This is a genomic window from Plantibacter cousiniae (nom. nud.) (genome assembly GCF_977070315.1).
On the sequence record NZ_CDRVEU010000005.1, the window covers coordinates 1 to 19,000 of the forward strand.

The 19,000-nt window shown below is 60.7% G+C and carries 15 protein-coding genes; 11 read left to right on the forward strand and 4 right to left on the reverse strand.

The window, feature by feature from the left end; genetic code table 11:
- Window positions 1–308: 308 nt before the first annotated feature.
- A complete protein-coding gene (locus tag ACW55A_RS11780) occupies window positions 309–1,133 on the forward strand; it encodes a DUF2242 domain-containing protein (RefSeq protein WP_058397563.1) in 825 nt (274 codons plus the stop codon).
- Between the two features lie 164 nt (window positions 1,134–1,297).
- Here the strand turns inward: ACW55A_RS11780 and ilvA are convergent, their stop codons facing one another.
- From ilvA to ACW55A_RS11795, 3 genes are all read right to left on the reverse strand, one after another.
- Window positions 1,298–2,833: a threonine ammonia-lyase, biosynthetic gene (gene ilvA / locus ACW55A_RS11785; protein WP_455808096.1), complete on the reverse strand. Its 1,536-nt coding sequence runs from the start codon at window positions 2,831–2,833 to the stop codon at window positions 1,298–1,300.
- Between the two features lie 558 nt (window positions 2,834–3,391).
- The gene (locus ACW55A_RS11790; RefSeq protein WP_004414173.1) at window positions 3,392–4,432 is read right to left on the reverse strand and encodes an AraC family transcriptional regulator; all 1,041 of its coding nucleotides are present in this window, start codon (window positions 4,430–4,432) and stop codon (window positions 3,392–3,394) included.
- 2 nt (window positions 4,433–4,434) lie between these two features.
- Window positions 4,435–5,568 (reverse strand): carbon-nitrogen hydrolase family protein, encoded by a 1,134-nt coding sequence (locus ACW55A_RS11795; RefSeq protein WP_074807877.1) that lies wholly within the window; start codon window positions 5,566–5,568, stop codon window positions 4,435–4,437.
- 207 nt (window positions 5,569–5,775) lie between these two features.
- Between ACW55A_RS11795 and ACW55A_RS11800 the strand changes: the two genes are divergently transcribed.
- The 5 genes from ACW55A_RS11800 to ACW55A_RS11820 all read left to right on the forward strand — a co-directional run bounded on the left by ACW55A_RS11800 (window position 5,776) and on the right by ACW55A_RS11820 (window position 13,266).
- A complete protein-coding gene (locus ACW55A_RS11800; protein WP_498810968.1) occupies window positions 5,776–7,815 on the forward strand; it encodes an oxidoreductase in 2,040 nt (679 codons plus the stop codon).
- 84 nt (window positions 7,816–7,899) lie between these two features.
- Window positions 7,900–8,844 (forward strand): 1-aminocyclopropane-1-carboxylate deaminase/D-cysteine desulfhydrase, encoded by a 945-nt coding sequence (locus ACW55A_RS11805; RefSeq protein WP_455808095.1) that lies wholly within the window; start codon window positions 7,900–7,902, stop codon window positions 8,842–8,844.
- Between the two features lie 148 nt (window positions 8,845–8,992).
- Window positions 8,993–10,330, forward strand: coding sequence for an MFS transporter (locus tag ACW55A_RS11810; RefSeq protein ID WP_103735626.1), 1,338 nt, complete (start codon window positions 8,993–8,995; stop codon window positions 10,328–10,330).
- A 447-nt stretch (window positions 10,331–10,777) separates the two neighbouring features.
- On the forward strand, window positions 10,778–11,986 hold the full coding sequence (locus ACW55A_RS11815) for an MFS transporter (protein ID WP_054081184.1): 1,209 nt from the start codon (window positions 10,778–10,780) through the stop codon (window positions 11,984–11,986).
- On the forward strand, window positions 11,986–13,266 hold the full coding sequence (locus ACW55A_RS11820; protein ID WP_044308663.1) for an arsenic transporter: 1,281 nt from the start codon (window positions 11,986–11,988) through the stop codon (window positions 13,264–13,266). The genes ACW55A_RS11815 and ACW55A_RS11820 overlap by 1 nt, the downstream gene beginning before the upstream one ends.
- 161 nt (window positions 13,267–13,427) lie before the next feature.
- On the opposite strand, the gene ACW55A_RS11825 is transcribed toward ACW55A_RS11820, so the two are convergent.
- Complete coding sequence (locus ACW55A_RS11825; RefSeq protein ID WP_498810969.1) at window positions 13,428–14,435, reverse strand: DUF1853 family protein; 1,008 nt, start codon at window positions 14,433–14,435, stop codon at window positions 13,428–13,430.
- A 308-nt stretch (window positions 14,436–14,743) separates the two neighbouring features.
- Here ACW55A_RS11825 and ACW55A_RS11830 point away from each other — a divergent pair, with 308 nt between their 5' ends.
- The 5 genes from ACW55A_RS11830 to ACW55A_RS11850 all read left to right on the forward strand — a co-directional run bounded on the left by ACW55A_RS11830 (window position 14,744) and on the right by ACW55A_RS11850 (window position 18,972).
- Window positions 14,744–15,811: a GGDEF domain-containing protein gene (locus tag ACW55A_RS11830; protein ID WP_455808093.1), complete on the forward strand. Its 1,068-nt coding sequence runs from the start codon at window positions 14,744–14,746 to the stop codon at window positions 15,809–15,811.
- A gap of 141 nt (window positions 15,812–15,952) precedes the next feature.
- Entirely contained in the window at window positions 15,953–16,843 is an 891-nt protein-coding gene (locus ACW55A_RS11835; RefSeq protein ID WP_455808092.1) for an NAD(+) kinase, read from the forward strand.
- Entirely contained in the window at window positions 16,843–17,808 is a 966-nt protein-coding gene (locus tag ACW55A_RS11840; protein ID WP_003409653.1) for a metallophosphoesterase, read from the forward strand. The genes ACW55A_RS11835 and ACW55A_RS11840 overlap by 1 nt, the downstream gene beginning before the upstream one ends.
- Before the next feature lie 2 nt (window positions 17,809–17,810).
- Entirely contained in the window at window positions 17,811–18,683 is an 873-nt protein-coding gene (locus tag ACW55A_RS11845) for a rhomboid family intramembrane serine protease (protein ID WP_044308661.1), read from the forward strand.
- Between the two features lie 28 nt (window positions 18,684–18,711).
- Window positions 18,712–18,972 (forward strand): YeaC family protein, encoded by a 261-nt coding sequence (locus ACW55A_RS11850; protein WP_003368468.1) that lies wholly within the window; start codon window positions 18,712–18,714, stop codon window positions 18,970–18,972.
- The last annotated feature ends 28 nt before the right edge of the window (window positions 18,973–19,000 follow it).

Genomic DNA, 19,000 nt, shown 5'->3' on the forward strand with positions numbered 1-19,000 from the left:
AGCGGTAGTTCAGTCGGTTAGAATACCGGCCTGTCACGCCGGGGGTCGCGGGTTCGAGTCCCGTCCGCTGCGCCATACACCGCTTCAAGGCCCTTGAACTCCTTGAAGCAAACAAGAAAGCGGCCCTAGGGTCGCTTTTTTGTTGTCTGCATTTTGTGTGTCTGAGGGCCTGGCTTCGTGCGCCTGAGCGGTTTGTATCCAAATCCTTTTGAACTGTACGTTGATCCAGCGTCGGCCTTGTTGCAGACTTACCGCCATTTCCCAGTTCGCAGTCTTGCTGGCAGTCTTTTCCTTCCTCAGGATTTTCGATGTTTAAGCTACTGAACGTTCGTACCGCCCTCTGGATTTCTGCCGTGTTGATGGCAGCCGGCTGTTCATCGCCCAAGCAGGCGGTGTATGACCATGAACACTTCGACGACGCCGGGACCTTCTCCCGAAGCTACCCTGCGACCGACATGGCTTACTGCGAGGCGGGGCGGCGTGCCTTGCTGAGTCAGGGCTACATCATCACCAGCAGTGATCCGAAGATGATTGCCGGCCGCAAGAGCTTCCAGCAGACCGGCGATACGCATATCGAAATCAGCTTCAATCTGGTGTGCGCCGCCGATGCGAAGGATGGCAGTTCCACCATGTTCGCCAACGCCCTGCAAGACCGCTACGCGTTGAAGAAGACCAACAACTCGGCCAGCCTCGGTGTCGGCGTGCTGGGTTCCGTGTCGATGCCGATAGGCTCGACTGACGACTCGATGGTCAAGGTCGCCAGTGAGACCGTCTCGTCGGCAAAGTTCTACGAGCGCTTTTTCGGTCTGGTGGAAAACTTCCTGCCGCCTGAAGTGAAAAAGGCTGCGCATATTGTCGAGAAGCCTAAGGCCGACCTCGGTGTGCCTGACACGGCTCCCGCAGCCCCGGCGGCTCCCGCCAAGGCTGCCGAGCCTGCGAAGCTGGCGCCTGCGTCGTCAGAAAACGCGCCGAAGGCCGAGCCTGCTGCCGAACCGGTTACGCCTGCTGCAAGCGAACCAGTGCCTGCGCCTTCCGAACCTGCTTCATTCAAGGCTGAAACGGTCGAAACACCGGCCGCAGAACCTGCAGAAAGCACCGCCCCCACGCCAGTCGAGCCCGCCCCGGCGCAGTAAGGTGTGGCGCGGAGCGTCGTGAACTGCATTCCCACGCTGGCGCGTGAGGAACGATAGTTGTCAGTCAGGCCCCCATCGTGCCCATGCTTCGCGTGGGTATGCCGGTCTGGACGCTCTGCGTCCTCTTGTGACGCGGAGCGTGAGGAGCGCGAGATATCCCGGCCTTAGCCCAGAAACAGCCTGTACGCCGGGTTCTCGCTCTCGTCCCAATACGGGTAACCAATCTCATCCAGCGCAGCACCGACCAGATGCCGCTCTTCCTCCGGCACCACCAGCCCGGCAACCACCCGGCCGTCAGCAGCGCCGTGGTTGCGGTAGTGGAACATGGAGATGGTCCAGCGGCCGCCCAGACGGTTGAGGAAGTTGAACAGCGCGCCCGGTCGCTCCGGGAACTCGAAGCGCAGCACCACTTCATCATTGACCCGCTCGGCATGCCCGCCAACCATGTGGCGAATATGCAGTTTGGCCAGTTCGTTGTCGGTCAGGTCCAGCACCGGGAAGCCCTGGCCGGTCAGGCTGGCGATCAGGGCGCTGCGTGGGTCGTTCTCGGGATGGGTCTGCACGCCGACGAAGATGTGCGCCTCGCGATCGGTGTGGTAGCGGTAGTTGAATTCGGTGATCTGCCGCTTGCCGATGGCCTCGCAGAACGCTTTGAAGCTGCCCGGTTGTTCAGGAATCGTCACCGCAATGATCGCCTCGCGGCCTTCGCCCAGTTCGGCGCGCTCGGCCACGTGACGCAAGCGGTCGAAGTTGACGTTGGCCCCTGAATCAATCGCCACCAGCGTCTGGCCGCTGACGCCGCGCTGCTCGACATATTTCTTGATCCCGGCCACGCCCAGCGCGCCGGAGGGCTCGGTGATCGAGCGCGTATCGTCGTAGATGTCCTTGATCGCCGCGCAGATCTCGTCGGTGCTGACGGTGATCACTTCATCGACATAATGGCGGCACACTTCGAAGGTGTGATGGCCGATCTGCGCGACCGCCACGCCATCGGCAAACAGCCCGACCTGGCTCAGCACCACGCGCTCCCCGGCGGCCATCGCCGCTTGCAGGCAGTTGGAGTCGTCCGGCTCGACGCCGATCACCCTGATCTCCGGGCGCAGGTATTTCACATACGCCGCGATACCGGCAATCAGACCGCCGCCCCCGACAGGAACAAAGATCGCATCCAGTTGGCCCGGTTGCTGACGAAGGATCTCCATCGCCACGGTGCCTTGCCCGGCGATGGTGTCGGGGTCGTCATATGGATGGATGTAGACGAAGCCTTGTTCGTCGACCAGCTTCAGCGAGTAGGCCAGCGCTTCCGGGAAGGAATCGCCGTGCAGCACCACGGTGGCGCCCCGCGAGCGCACACCTTCGACCTTGATCTCCGGCGTGGTGCGCGGCATGACGATGGTCGCCTTGATCCCCAACTCGCGTGCCGCCAGCGCCAGGCCCTGGGCATGATTGCCCGCCGATGCCGTCACCACGCCCCGTGCAGTCTGCTCTGCGGGCAATTGCGCGAGCTTGTTGTACGCGCCGCGAATCTTGAACGAGAACACCGGCTGCAGGTCTTCGCGCTTGAGCAGCACCTGATTGCCCAGCCGTTCGGACAGCTGGCGAGCGCCTTGCAGCGGCGTTTCGATGGCAACGTCGTAGACGCGGGAGGTGAGGATTTTGCGCGCGTAATAGTTGAGCAGATCGTGCGGGCCCTGGCTCATCGCATCGCCTCTTCATACGTGGTGCCTGGATACTCGGCGGACGCGCGCGGCAGATCGATAATCAGGTCCAGAGTGGCGAGAAGGGCGATAGAGCGAGGGATGGCGATCATGTCTGACTCCTGATTCGGCAATTGTTGCCCGGGAGACAGAAGAAACCCGCCTCCAGGGCGGGTTTTTTGCAAACGTCGGCTAACCCGCCATGACTGGAATGACGGTAATAATAATCTGGCCGAGGTTGTGCGTGATGAGGTTCATGAGCAGGAGGTTAGGTCGACACTGGCATGCAAGTCAATAGCGCCCGTCCGCTAGAGAGTTGAGGGGAGTGCTGAATCGGCCGCGGTCTTTTTCGTCTGTTTGACAGGAATCAACATTTTTATTTCACATTGGCACTTTAATGTTGATCTTGCGGTCAGTTATTTCAGCTTTGATTATCACCCCCACTCACTCAGCCAAGAGGGCGAAGAAATGGACGAATACCAGGAAGAACTACTTGAATACCGTGCATCGGAACTGGACCCGGTAGAGCCTGCCGACGACGCTACCGAACTGTGAACGGCTTCATGCGCTTTGACGCTGGCTGCGGCGGAACTCTCCCGGAGTCTGCCCGTTCCAGCGTTTGAAGGCGCGTTGAAAGGCTTCGGCAGAAGCGAATCCCAGCAGGTAGGCGATCTCCCCGAACGCCAGTTCAGTGTCGCGAATATAAGTCATCGCCAGATCGCGCCGCGTGTCATTGAGCACTGCGCGAAAGCATGTACCTTCCTCGGTCAGCTTGCGGCGCAGCGTCCAGGTGGGCAGTTTGAGCCTTGCCGCCACTTCCTCCAGATCCGGTTCACTTCCGCCGTTCAATAGCGGCCCCAGCAATTGAATGATGCGTTCACGCAGGCTGCGGGTGCGGGTCTGTTGTTCCAGTTCGCTTTCGCACAGCTGCAACAGGTGCCGCCAGGTACTTGGGCAATGGTCCGGGTTGCGTAATGCCAGGCTGGTCTGATCCAGACGCAGTTGATTGGTCGCCGCGCCAAACACCATCGGGTTATCACTCAAAGCGGCGTACTGCGCGGCATAGTCAGGCGCTTCGAATTCGATCTCGATGCGTTGTGCGCGCAGTTCTGTACCTGCCAGCGTCGAAAGCTGAGCCAGCCAGCCACCTAGAATCGAGTCCACCACAAACCTGTTGTAAGCGTTATAGGGGCTGATCGAATAGAAGCGCATCCAGGCGCCGCCGGCATCCTCGTGGAAACTCGACTGGCCGCGATAATTGGAACCGTACAAGGGCTCAAAGCGAATCAGCGTGCGCGCCGCCTCGCGCACGTTGGGTGCCTGGGCTGCAGTGATACCGGCCAGACCTGCCTGCGCAAAACGACTGAGCTGGCCCATGCGCAACCCCAGCCCGGGCTGGCCGGTCAGTTGGATGGCGGCATGCCCCAGGCGCATGTAGCGCGGGATCGATAGCCGCGCTCGCGCCTGGCTCAGGCGAATCGGGTCAAGACCGTACTGCTCCAGCAGCGCGTCAGGGTTCCTGTCGAAACTGTTGACCGCATCAGTCAGGCTTTGGATGAAACCCACCGACAGATCACCGAGGCGCAGCGTCAGGGTCGGCATCGTCAAAGCCAGAGGTTGATCAGGCGCGCGCCGCCAGTGGCAGCATTTTCCTGCTGCGGCTCGGCGATCGTTTGCCCTGCGTGGCTGGCAAAACTTTGCCCGGCCACGCCCTGATTCCAGAACTGTCCGCGCATGAATACACTGATCCCGGCCTGCGCAGTGCTTTGCGGAGCACGGCCGGTCAATGTCAGGTGATGCCAGGCTTCGCCCTCACTAGGCGTTTCGTTCGGCACGTCGATGTCTGAGTGCCGAGGCTTGCGCCACGGTTGGGACCAGGCGGCCTTGCCGATCACAAAGGCCGGCACCGCAATCAGTTGTGCACCGCTCTGGTTCAGGCGCGCGTAATTCTCCGGGTACCAGCTGTCGCTACCGATCAGCACCCCCAGACGCCCGGCCGGGGTGTCGACCACATACAATGGTGCGTCGCTTGCCGTGTGCACATAACGCCTCTGATAGCGCTCGGCGTACAACTGACGCTGCGGCTGACCGAGCGGCAGGCCATCGCTGCCAAATGTCAGGCTGCTGTTATACAGGGCGCCGCTGCCGACTTTCAGCTGACCGCCTTCAACACTGGGATCGGGCAGCACAATTGAACCGGCCACCAGTGTGACGCCGAACTCTCTGGCCAGCCCGCCAAACAGTGTCTGATAGTCCCGCGCCATCGATCGGGCCTTGATCCGCAGGTGGGCGTCATCCAGACGGTCCCGGCCTTCGGCCCGCAGCACCGCTTTGATGAATTGCAGCGGGTTGCTCCACGACAGCCAGTCCATGGCTTCATCCAGCGTGGCAGCTTGATAGAGCTGATCCTTCTCGCCACTGGCGAACAGCCAGGTGCCAATATGTTCCGGCAGTACCACCACCGTTCGTGGGTTGATCAGGCCATTTTCACGGGCCTGTTGCAGATAAGCGGCGAGCTTGCGGTGCAGTCGCTCAATGTTCTGGTAATCAGTCGGAAACAGCTCGGGCTCGATCCCCAGCAGATTGCCGCGTTCTCCGGGCTGGCCTTCATTGATGGCCAGACGAATGCGCAGATCGGACAGGTAGTGACCCGCCGGGCGTTGTCCGGTCCAGATTGCGTAGCTGACAAGGCTGGCAATACTCAGCAGAACCAGGCAGATGGCGAAGAATTTGCGCATAAAAAGATCGAATGACGGCCATCGGGAAATTGTCGACTAGGGTAGGGCGGCGTCGGGCGCTTGCCAAGTGCCACTGCGCGTTTGGATCAATAACTTGTCACTTTCGGTCATTGAGTGTGTGGCGGGATGCGTCTTTACTGTTGCCCATGAACCAGAGGACCCGCAGAGGTCCTTGCTATTCCGTGATTGACTCGATGGAGCTTCGCCATGACTGCTGCTCATTATCCGCACCTGCTGGCCCCCCTGGACCTGGGCTTCACGACCTTGCGCAACCGCACCCTGATGGGCTCGATGCACACCGGTCTTGAGGAGCGGCCGGGCGGCTTCGAGCGCATGGCGACCTACTTTGCCGAGCGTGCCCGCGGCGGGGGCGGGCTGATGGTCACCGGTGGCATCGCGCCCAATGAAGAGGGTGGTGTCTATGACGGCGCGGCGAAGCTAACCAACGCTGAAGAAGCGGAGCACCATCGCATCGTGACGCGTGCGGTGCACGAGGCTGGCGGCAAGATCTGCCTGCAGATTCTCCATGCCGGTCGTTACGCCTACAGCCGCAAGCAGGTCGCGCCGAGCGCCATTCAGGCGCCGATCAACCCGTTCACGCCGCGAGAGCTGGACGAAGAGGGCATCGAAAAGCAGATCGCCGATTTCGTGACCTGTTCGACGCTGGCGCGCAGTGCCGGTTATGACGGTGTCGAAATCATGGGTTCGGAAGGCTACTTCATCAATCAGTTCCTGGCCGCGCATACCAATCACCGCACCGACCGTTGGGGCGGCAGTTATGAAAACCGTATGCGTCTGGCGGTCGAGATTGTCAGGCGCGTACGTGAGGCGGTCGGGGCACACTTCATCATCATCTTTCGCCTGTCGATGCTCGATCTTGTGGAAGGCGGCAGCAGCTGGGAAGAAATCGTCGAGCTGGCCAAGGCGGTCGAGCAGGCCGGAGCGACCCTGATCAACACCGGTATCGGCTGGCATGAAGCGCGCATTCCGACCATCGCCACCAAGGTGCCGCGCGCCGCGTTCAGCAAGGTCACTGCCAAGCTGCGAGGCTCGGTGAACATCCCGCTGATTACCACCAACCGGATCAATACCCCGGAAGTTGCCGAGCGCATTCTCAGCGAAGGTGATGCGGACATGGTCTCAATGGCTCGTCCGTTTCTGGCCGATCCCGAGTTCGTCAACAAGGCCGCTGCGGGCCATGCCGAACGCATCAACACCTGCATCGGCTGCAATCAAGCGTGCCTCGACCACACCTTCGGCGGCAAGCTGACCAGCTGTCTGGTCAATCCGCGTGCCTGCCACGAGACCGAGCTCAATTACCTGCCCACCCTGCAGGTCAGGAAGATTGCCGTAGTGGGCGCCGGGCCTGCCGGTCTGGCCGCCGCAACGGTTGCCGCACAGCGCGGGCATGAGGTGACGCTGTTCGATTCGGCCAGCGAAATCGGCGGCCAGTTCAATATCGCCAAGCGCGTGCCGGGCAAGGAGGAATTCGCCGAAACCCTGCGTTACTTCCGCAACAAAGTGCAGGAGACGGGTGTTCAGTTGCGCCTCGGCAATCGGGTAAAGGCTGCAGACTTGCTGGGCGCAGGTTTTGACGAGGTGATTCTGGCGACCGGCATCGCGCCGCGCACACCGGCCATCCCCGGTATCGATAACCCCATGGTGTTGAGCTATCTGGACGTCATATTGCAGCGCAAGCCGGTCGGGCGCCGCGTGGCAGTGATAGGTGCGGGTGGCATCGGTTTCGATGTGTCGGAATTTCTCGTGCATCAAGGCGTGGCCACCAGTCTGGATCGCGAGGCTTTCTGGAAAGAGTGGGGCATCGACACGACCTTGCAGGCCCGCGGCGGTGTCGCCGGAGTCAAGCCCGAAGTCCACGCGCCGGCACGTCAGGTGTTTCTCTTGCAGCGCAAGAGTTCCAAGGTCGGCGACGGCCTGGGCAAGACCACCGGCTGGATTCACCGCACGGGGCTCAAGAACAAACAGGTGCAGATGCTCAATGCCGTGCAGTACCTGAAAATCGACGATGCAGGGCTGCATATTCGCATTGGCGAAGATGGCGAGGAAAAGCTGCTGGCGGTGGATAACGTGGTGATCTGTGCCGGGCAGGACCCGTTGCGTGAACTGTATGACGAACTGCTCAACGGCGGGCAAAGCGTGCACCTGATTGGCGGCGCGGACGTTGCCGCAGAGCTGGACGCCAAACGGGCCATCGACCAGGGCTCACGTCTGGCCGCCACCCTGTGACAGACAATGCCTGATTCAGGGCTTCGCGCCGCAGCCTGCTGATCGACGAAGACCCTGAAACGGCTTGTCTGTAGACTGCGGCGCATGATGCTTGACGCCCTCGGCTGGCAACCCACTGCCCCCTTGGAACGCTTGAACCTGCCCTGGCTGCAAGACGCCGGGGTCGAGGTTGCGATTCTGCGCCTGGACCTTATCGACGCGCTGATCAGCGGCAACAAATGGTTCAAGCTCAGCGAGCACCTGAGCCTGGCTGTGGACTCGGGTGCCGAGGGGCTGATCAGCCTCGGCGGAGCGCACTCCAATCATTTGCATGCCCTGGCCGCTGCAGGCAAGCGCTTCGGTTTCCCGACGGTCGGCCTGCTACGTGGTCATGCCCAGCAGACGCCGACGGTGCTCGATCTGCAGGCTTTCAATATGCAACTGCACTGGCTGGGTTACGCCGGCTATCGTGAGCGGCATGCTGCTGGCTTCTGGTCGACCTGGCAGTCCCGCTATCCCGGTCTTTATCCGATTGCCGAAGGCGGTGGCGGGCTTGCTGGTGCTCTGGGTTGCGGTCGATTGCGGGCAATGGTCGAAGAGCAACTCGGGCATCTGGGTTGGGGCGATTACCACGGATGGTGGCTGGCGGCAGGCACCGGTACCACGCTGGCCGGCTTGCTGTTGGCAGAGGCGGGCGTTCGTCCGGTGTATGGGGCGATGGCTGTGCCCGAGGATCACGGGGTCGCGCAAAACATTATCGCGGTGCTGAGTGAGGCGGCTGGTACGCAGGCCGACGTCAGTACGTGCCTGCCTCCCAACTGTGTTCTGCTCAATGCCAGCCGCGGCGGTTTTGCCAGAACCGACGCGCCGCTGCTCGATTTCATTGCCGCCAGCGAGGCTCAGAGCGGCATACCCCTGGAACCACTGTACACCGGCAAGGCATTGCTGGCCCTGCATGATGAGGTGCTGGCCGGTCGTTTCGCGCCCGGCACCCGCCTGGTCTTCGTCCACACCGGCGGCCTTCAGGGGCGGCGCGCGATGGGCCTGTAAACCACGTGGCAGAGCCTTTGGCACGAATTCTGCGCAGTTCGATGGCGAGACGTCGGCCCTGACTACGTGGATGACACTTCTGGAGAGGGGCATCCGGGTCGCTGTCTCGATAATCGATCCATTCCAGATCAAGACGTCGAGGCCAGTCATGACAACTCCTACCGTAGAGCAAGTCGATCCTGCCACGCTGAAAAAAGTTATCGTCGCTGCGGCCATCGGCAACTTTGTCGAGTGGTTCGATTTTGCTGTGTATGGCTTTCTGGCAACGACGATTGCGCTGCAGTTCTTCCCCAGCGGCGACAGCAGTGCGGCGTTGCTGAAAACCTTTGCCGTGTTCGCCGTGGCCTTCGCCTTCCGACCGCTGGGCGGGATTTTCTTCGGCATGCTGGGTGACCGGATCGGGCGCAAGAAAACCCTGGCGATGACCATCCTGCTGATGGCCGGTGCTACCACACTGATCGGCCTGTTACCGACCTATGCTGCGATCGGTGTGATGGCGCCGGTGCTGCTGACCATTATTCGCTGCGCGCAGGGTTTTTCGGCCGGCGGGGAGTATGCCGGCGCCTGTGCTTACCTCATGGAGCACGCCCCGCGCACGCAACGTGCTTGGTACGGCAGTTTCGTTCCGGTCTCGACGTTCTCCGCATTCGCTGCTGCGGCAGTGGTGGCCTACGCGCTGGAGTCATTTCTGTCGACCGAGACGATGGGTAACTGGGGCTGGCGTCTGCCGTTTCTGATTGCTGCACCGCTGGGGCTGGTCGGGCTGTACCTGCGCTGGAAGCTCGATGAAACCCCGGCGTTTCAGGCGGTCGCTCAAGAGCACGCCGTTGCCCATTCGCCACTCAAGGACACCTTGCGCCATCACGCGGCGGCGATGTGCTGTCTGGGCGCATTCGTGTCGTTGACGGCGTTGTCGTTCTACATGTTCACCACCTATTTCGCGACCTACCTGCAAGTGGCCGGTGGGTTGAGCAGGGCAACGGCGCTGCTGGTCTCGTTGATCGCTCTGGCCTTCGCCGCCGCCCTCTGCCCACTGGCCGGTGCCTATTCGGATCGGGTAGGGCGCCGGGTCACGATGGCAACGGCCTGCATTCTGTTGATGATCGTGGTGTTTCCATCATTCCTGATGGCCAGCTCCGGCTCGTTCATCGCCTCGATCATCGGCGTCATGCTGCTCGCCGTGGGCGCAGTGCTGTGCGGCGTGGTAACGGCCGCACTGCTGTCGGAAACCTTTCCCACCCGTACCCGCTACACCGCCTCGGCGATCACCTACAACATGGCCTACACCCTGTTCGGCGGCACCGCGCCGCTGATGGCCACCTGGCTGATCAGCATGACCGGCAGCAACCTGTCGCCCGCGTTCTACCTCATCGCAGTTGCAGCGCTGGCAATGGCCGGCGGCATGGCCCTGCCGGAAACCTCGAAAATCTCGCTGCATGATGTGCCTGTTGCAGGTGAGGAGCCGGTGGTGGGGTCAATTGCCTGAGTGCGGGAGTGGTGCGTTAAAACCCGCAGCCTCTGCCGCAAGCGCTTTTCAACAGCGAAGGAACCCGACGAAGTCGGGCCGGAAACGGAGCTGGGACTTTGCGTGCTTTGGTCCCTCAAAGTAAGGCGCCGTAAGGGCGCAAAGGGGACCTGAGCCAAACACCAATCCGCCTGATGTCACAGAACCGCCGTGTGACGCAGAGCGTCACGAACTGCATTACCACGCGGAGCGTGGGAACGAGAATCCGAGTCGAACTTCAATCCGCCTGATGTCACAGAGCCGCTGTGTGACGCGGAGCGTCACGAAAGGTATTTCCGTCAGCGAAAACGCAACAAAACGTGGCACAGTCGCCCCGAAAAATGGCACATTGGCGCGCCCCGATACGCGTGACACATCTTGTAATCATCCGTACCGGGCGACCCGCGAACCCTTTTACGGATAAATACCATGGCGACCAGTGCTCCGCCCGCGACGGCGAAGGCCTCGACCACCTCCCAAGCCAGCCCGCTGGTGATGCGCATCATCGGTGCCGTCGCCCTCGCGCACCTGGTCAATGACCTGATTCAAGCCATCCTTCCGTCGATCTACCCCATGCTCAAGGCCAGCTACGACCTGAGCTTCACCCAGATCGGCCTGATTACCCTGACCTTTCAGATCACCGCCTCGCTGCTGCAGCCCTGGGTCGGTTATTACACTGACCGCCATCCCAACCCGCTGGTACTGCCCGTCGGATCGATCTGCACGCTGATCGGCATCGTGATGATGTCGGTGGTCGGCAGCTTCCCCTTGATCCTGCTGGCCGCTGCATTGATCGGCATCGGCTCTTCGACGTTCCATCCGGAAGCCTCGCGTATCGCGCGACTGGCCTCCGGTGGTCGCTACGGGCTCGCGCAATCGACCTTTCAGGTCGGTGGCAACACGGGCACGGCGTTCGGACCATTGTTGGCCGCGGCGATCATCATCCCGTTCGGCCAGGGCAATGTCGCCTGGATCGGGCTGTTTGCGTTGTTCTCGCTGGGGCTGCTGTACGCAATCAGCCGCTGGTATCGCGCGCACCTCAATCTGTTCAAGCTCAAGGCCGGTCAGGCCGCGACTCATGGTCTGTCCAGAAAGCGTGTGATTGCCTCCTTGGCAGTGCTGGCGTTTCTGGTGTTTTCCAAGTTCTTCTACATGACCAGCCTGACCAGCTATTTCACCTTCTACCTGATCGAGAAATTTGACCTGTCGGTCGCCAGCTCGCAGTTGCACCTGTTCCTGTTTCTGGGCGCCGTGGCGGCAGGGACCTTTTTCGGTGGGCCGATCGGTGACCGCATTGGCCGCAAGGCGGTGATCTGGTTCTCGATTCTTGGCGCTGCGCCGTTCACCCTGGCGCTGCCCTACGCCGATCTGTTCTGGACCAGCGTACTCAGTGTGATCATTGGCTTTGTACTGGCCTCGGCGTTTTCCGCCATCGTGGTCTACGCCCAGGAGCTGGTGCCTGGCAACGTGGGCATGATTGCCGGGCTGTTCTTCGGCCTGATGTTCGGCTTCGGCGGCATCGGTGCTGCCTTGCTTGGCTATCTGGCCGACAGCCACGGCATCCTGTTCGTCTACACGCTGTGCTCCTACCTGCCGCTGCTCGGCATCCTCGCGATTCTTCTGCCTCGGACCAAATAATGCTGATAGCAACGCTGATTTTCCTGTTCACCATCACGCTGGTCATCTGGCAACCCAAGGGCCTGGGCGTTGGCTGGAGTGCCGTACTGGGGGCAATCCTGGCGTTGCTGACAGGCGTCGTGCATTTCAGTGACATCGCTGTGGTGTGGGGCATCATCTGGAATGCCACGGCGACCTTCATTTCGCTGATCATCATCACGCTGCTGCTCGATGAAGCCGGTTTCTTTGCCTGGGCAGCGCTGCATGTGGCGCGCTGGGGCAAGGGCAACGGACGCCGTCTGTTTGCCTTGTTCGTGCTGTTTGGCGCGCTGGTGTCGGCTTTGTTCGCCAACGATGGTGCCGTGCTGATCCTCACCCCGATCGTCATTGCCATGATGCTGGCGTTGCGCTTTTCGCCTGCCTCGACGCTGGCGTTCGTCATGGCGGCCGGTTTCATCGCCGATACGGCCAGCCTGCCGCTGGTGGTCTCGAACCTGGTGAACATTGTGTCGGCGGATTACTTCAAGATCGGTTTCAACCGTTACGCAGCGGTCATGGTGCCGGTGAATCTGGCCAGTGTCGCCGCCACCCTGGCCGTGCTGATGTGGTACTTCCGTCGGGACATTCCCGCCGAGTTCGAGCCCGAGCATCTGGACAAGCCGGAAACGGCTATCCACGACCGCGCTACGTTTCTGGCCGGTTGGGCGGTATTGCTGATTCTGCTGGTGGGCTGTTTCGCCCTTGAGCCGCTGGGCATACCGATCAGTGCGATCTCGTCAGTGTGCGCAGTGTTGCTGCTGGGCATCGCCGCCAAAGGGCATACGATCAAGACGCGCAAGGTGATGAAAGAAGCACCGTGGCACATCGTGGTCTTTTCACTGGGTATGTACCTGGTGGTCTATGGCCTGCGTAACGCCGGGCTGACCGATTACCTGGCCAATCTGCTGGACTGGTTCGCGGGCTATGGCATCTGGGGCGCGGCGATGGGCACCGGCGTGATGACCGCGTTCCTGTCTTCGATCATGAACAACATGCCCACGGTACTCATCGGGCTGCTGTCCATCGACGCAAGTCATGCCAGCGGCGCCATCCAGGAAGCGATGATCTACGCCAACGTGATCGGCAGCGACCTCGGCCCGAAAATCACCCCTATCGGCAGCCTGGCCACGCTGCTCTGGCTGCATGTTCTGGAGCGCAAGGGCATCACTATCAGCTGGGGCTATTACTTCAAGGTCGGCATCGTGCTGACCGTGCCTGTGCTGCTGGTCACACTGGCTGCGCTGGCATTGCGGTTGAGTTGAGCGGATGACTGGTGTCGGCCCAGGCTGTGTAAAAACTACTGCGCTTGGCAATACTGCGTTAAAAACAGGCGAAAAATGCTCATTTAGAACACCTAGAGTCGGTCGCGACCCCGTCCGTTTTCGCCTGTTTTTGCCTTGTCTTGCCTTCGCTCGTGACGTTTTTACACAACCTGGGCCAGATTCGGCCACAGGTCCGACACCAGAAACAGCCGCTCGGCTTCCTCCCAATTGCCCTCGGCATTCTCCCTGAGGCGCACCAATAGCTGCGCCGGGGCCAGCGGGTCGAGCTCACTCAGCCAGTCGTGCAACTGCTGATCGCTCCACGCCTGGTTGTAGAGTGCCGGCGCCAGCCAGGCATGGCGCGGCAAGGGCTGCCAGCGTCCCGGCTGGCTTTGCGTCAGGAACGACTGCCAGTCACGCTGGTGCAGCCAGCGACCCTTGAGGTGCTGCGGGTGAACGCCGGCAGGGGATTGGCATGAGCCTGGCCACGGGTACAACAGGTAGCCGCCCAGCCACAACCGTGCATTGAACGCTTCGACCCCCAGCGCTGCCAGCGTCGCCCGGCTTTCCGGACGTGCGGACATTGGCAACTGATGCTGGCTCAGATGGGTCAGCTTGCGGTCCAGCCGGTCCTGACAGCCAGGCCCCAGCCAGTGCGCCGGATCGCGGCCATCGCCGTCCTGCGGCCCGAGGTAGAGCTTGATCGCCAGTTCGACGTGGTGCACGCCTTCACCATCCCGCAACAGCATGTCCAACTCGCCCAGCGTCTGATTGCCAAGCCTGATGGGCAGGTTGGCGGCGATTATTTCCACCCCCGGTGCATGCTGCACGGCGAATTGCCAGAGCCGTTCGTAATAGCGGCCCAGTCTTCGTGTGCTGGCTTGCGCCAGCCAGTCTTCCAGCGGACGGCTGTTGTGGTCCAGTTGCCAGAGAAAATCCGCCAGTTGCTGTGGGGCTTTCACCCAGTCGCTGCCCGCCAGTGGATGGCGTTGCGGCCAAGGCGCGGTTTCAAGCATGGGCGGGGCGAGGATCACCCAGGCAAGGTCGCGCACTTCGGAATGCCGCAATCGGCGGGGGAGATCGATCAGGCCGGGGAATAGAGTCATGCGCCGAGAATAGCGTGAGTCGCCGCCGACAGACAGCGTGTTCGGCAAGCGGCCGGTGCGCACGGGTATTTTTTGCTTCGCAGACAACACATGACGTACGACGTGCGACAGGATGATCATCGAATAAAGAAAGGTTATCGAAAACTATCAGTGGCCTTCTCTTTGTGCAAACTGTCATTCATATCCAGTATATTGTTTGCGTCAAACAATTCAGGCACTGCTCAATGATGTTCATTGGCCGGTCTGTCTCAATTGTGGTCACCTGGTGGTGAACGTCATTCAATCAGTCGGTCGACTCGTGGGCTGCCTAATATAGGCAGTCTTCATGCGGCGGATATTCGACTCGGCAAATCGGATGCCTGGAGTTTTCTATGAACGGTGATATGCAGGCCCGGATAAAACAACTGCTCTCACCCGCCATTGCCCGTGTGCAATGTATTGCCATCGTTTGTTGGCTGGTTGTTCTGTCGGTCACGCCGTATCTGCAATTCGGTCTGCCGGAAATGCTGCTGACCCTTGGCCTGCTGGGGGCGTGCGCCTGGCAATACCGCGCGGTCGACTTCAGAGTCTGGCGATGTATGAGCATGACATTCGTGATCATTGTGGCACTGTGCTTTTCAAGGGCGGGCCATTTGCGCACCGGGATGGACATCAACTGGTCACTCTCGGTCGCCGTGATGATTATCCTGTGTTCGACATTGTTAGTGGTGTATACACGGGATTATCTTCTGGTCGCGGTACTCGCCTGGTGTATTCTCTCTCCCGCTCAAGGACTGGACACGGACAGTGTCGCGACTCTGTTCATGACACTGTTCTTTATCACGTCGGTCAGTCTGGGCAGTGTGATGAATCACACTTACACGCGCACACTTCGTACGGTATTGAGTCTGGAGCATCAGTTTCGCGAACTGTCGCTGACCGATGACCTGACCGCCATATTGAATCGCCGGGCACTGATGCAGGCACTGGATAAACATGTGCTGAATAACTCCGCGGGTTATTTTCTGATGCTCGATATTGATGACTTCAAAACCATCAATGATCAATTTGGCCACGACGCCGGTGATCAGGCACTTCGCGTGATGGCTGGCTGCCTGCAAAAGACTGTGGGCAGTCTCGCCTTCGGACGCATGGGCGGAGAGGAGTTCGGCGTGATCCTGCCAATGTGCAGTGAAGATGACGCTCGGGAATATGTGCTGAACCTGCTGGACTGCATCAGAAAATCACTCGCTGTCAGCCCGCTGACCTGCAGTGCCGGGCTGGCCGACATCCCAGCGGCAGTGGACAGCTCGGAAGTGCTCAAGACTGCCGACATCAATTTGTATCAGGCCAAGCGGGGCGGCAAGGACCGGGCATTCTGGCGAGGTGCGCAGATAGGCGGCCATCGAGCGGGCGGCGTCAGTGTGGAATGCGATAAAACCCGCGCTCTGACACGGTAGGCAGGCATCGGACTTTAGCGTGCTGCCCATACCCTGTTGCAAGGTCCGCGAAACCCTTTTTAAACCCCGGTTTGCTGCTGTCAGGCCCTTTCGCCCATAATCACGTTTTTAAAGTCGTATCGAACCCGCAGCAGGAGCCTCATGGAGCAATTTCGCAATATCGGCATCATCGGTCGCCTGGGCAGTGTTCAGGTGCTCGAGACCGTTCGCCGACTCAAGAGATTCCTGCTGGACCGCCACCTGCACGTCATTCTCGAAGAGACAATCGCCGAGGTCCTGCCCGGTCATGGCCTGCAGACCTCATCGCGCAAGATGCTCGGCGAGGTCTGCGACATGGTCATTGTGGTCGGCGGAGACGGCAGCCTGCTGGGCGCAGCGCGGGCGCTGGCCCGGCATAACGTTCCGGTGCTGGGCATCAACCGTGGCAGCCTGGGCTTTCTGACCGACATCCGTCCCGACGAGCTGGAGGTCAAATGTGCCGAAGTGCTCGACGGGCATTACCTGGTTGAAAACCGCTTCCTGCTCCAGGCCGAAGTGCGTCGCCACTGCGAGGCCATCGGTCAGGGCGATGCGCTCAACGACGTGGTGCTGCACCCCGGCAAGTCCACGCGCATGATCGAATTCGAGATATACATCGACGGTCAGTTCGTGTGCAGTCAGAAGGCCGACGGCCTGATCGTCGCCACGCCGACCGGATCGACGGCCTACGCGCTGTCTGCGGGCGGGCCGATCATGCACCCCAAGCTCGACGCCATCGTCATCGTGCCGATGTACCCGCATACCCTGTCCGGGCGGCCCATCGTGGTCGACGGCAACAGCGAGCTGAAAATCGTGGTGTCCAAGGACATGACCATTTACCCGCAAGTGTCGTGCGACGGTCAGAATCACTTCACCTGTGCACCGGGTGACACCATTACGGTCAGCAAGAAACCGCAGAAACTGCGTCTGATCCATCCGTTGGATCACAATTACTACGAGGTCTGCCGCACCAAGCTCGGCTGGGGCAGCAAGCTCGGCGGCGGGGGCGATTAATGCTCGATCCGGCGCGTGGCTATGATCTGATCGGTGACGTGCACGGGTGTGCCCATACCCTCGAGCACTTGCTGGAGCTTCTCGGTTACCGTCTGCAGGCTGGCGTTTGGCGCCATCCCGAGCGCATCGTCATCTTCCTCGGCGACATCATCGACCGCGGCCCGCGCATTCGCGAATCGCTGCACATTGTTCGCGACATGGTTCAGGCCGGTCAGGCGTTGTGCATCATGGGCAACCACGAGTTCAACGCGCTGGGCTGGGTGACGCCGGCCCTGTCCGAAAGCGGTCACCAGTTCGTGCGCGAGCACACCCCGCGTCATGCGCGGCTGATCGGCGAGACCCTGGCGCAGTTCGAGCAGTATCCGGATGAGTGGAGCGAGTTCGTCAATTGGTTCTACGAGTTACCGCTGTACCTCGATGCCGGTCGCTTCAGGGTCGTGCATGCCTGCTGGGATGCGACCCTGATCGATCCGCTGCGTGGCCTGCATGGTACGGGGTGTATCGACAAGCATTTCGTCCAGGCATCGGCAGTACCCGGCAGCTTCGCCAGTAATGTCTTCAACCGTCTGCTGCGTGGCACCGACATGCGTCTGCCGCACGGCCTGACCCTGACTGGCGGTGATGGACTGACCCGCGAATTCTTCCGCACCAAATTCTGGGAGGATGATCCGCAAACCTATGGCGACGTGGTCTTTCAGCCGGACGCCTTGCCCGAAGGGGTTGCCAAGACGCCGCTGTCCACATCGGAAAAAAACGCGTTGCTGCGGTATGGCATCAATGAGCCGCTGCTGTTTGTCGGTCATTACTGGCGCAGCGGCATCCCTGCGCCCATCCGGCCTAACCTGGCCTGTCTGGATTACAGCGCCGTGCTCTACGGCAAACTGGTCGCCTATCGGCTGGACCAGGAAACACAAATCGATCCGGACAAATTCGTCTGGGTAGATGTGCAGCGTCCCGAGGTTTGAGAATGAGTCCTGTAGCTGTCCTGCGCTTGCCGCTGAGCACCGATCTGAGCGGTTTTATCAGGTTGTTGCTGCGCTTGCAGATTCCTCACCGAGTCAGTGAAGAGGCTGGCGAGCAAGTCCTGTGGGTGCCGGACGCGCCGCGACTGGTCGAAGAAGTGCGCGAGTTGTACACGCGCTTCCCCGAAGGCGACGAGCACGTTCAACTGGCGCAAGACACCGTGAACTCCACCTACAAGCCGCCCGGCCTGATCGAGCAGTTACGCAGCAGTCCGGTGACGGCCCTGGTGTTGCTGGTCACCTTGCTGGTGGCCGGCTTGACGCTGCTGGGCGATAACCTTGAGGCCGTCCGCTGGCTGACCTTTCAGGATTTCCGCATCAATGGCGAGTACGCAACGTTTCTGCCATTGTCCGAAAGCCTCGCGTCCGGGCAGTGGTGGCGCATCATCTCGCCCATGCTGATCCACTTCGGCATCCTGCACCTGGCCATGAACGGCATGTGGTTCTGGGAGCTGGGGCGGCGGATTGAAATTCGTCAGGGCAGCCTGTCGTTGCTGTTGCTGACCTTGCTGTTCTCGTCGGTCTCAAATTACGTGCAGTACCTGTTCAGCGGCCCAAGCCTGTTTGGCGGACTGTCCGGCGTGCTGTATGGCCTGCTCGGGCATTGCTGGATTTTCCAGATGCTGGCGCCCAACCCGGTCTATCGCCTGCCACGCGGGGTGTTGATCATGATGCTGGTCTGGCTGGCGCTGTGCCTGTCCGGGCTGGTGAGCATGCTCGGCTTCGGCGAGATCGCCAACGGTGCGCATGTCGGCGGGCTGATCATCGGTTGTGTCACCGGGCTGCTGGGTGGTGCGATTGCACGCCGCAAGGCCTAGAATTACCCGCTATTTTCTGGAGTGCGCCATGTCGTCTTTTATAGAAATGATCGAAAACATCACCCCGGATATCTACGAGAGCCTGAAGCTGGCTGTGGAAATCGGCAAATGGTCCGACGGTCGCAAGCTCACTCAAGAGCAGCGTGAACTGTCCCTGCAGGCGCTGATCGCCTGGGAAGCGCAGAATCTGCCGGAAGACCAGCGTACGGGCTACATGGGGCCGCAGGAATGCGCCTCGAAATCGGCCCCGGTGCCCAATATCCTGTTTAAATCGGATGCTATTCATTGATCGAAATTGGTCGCGGAGCAGTCAACAA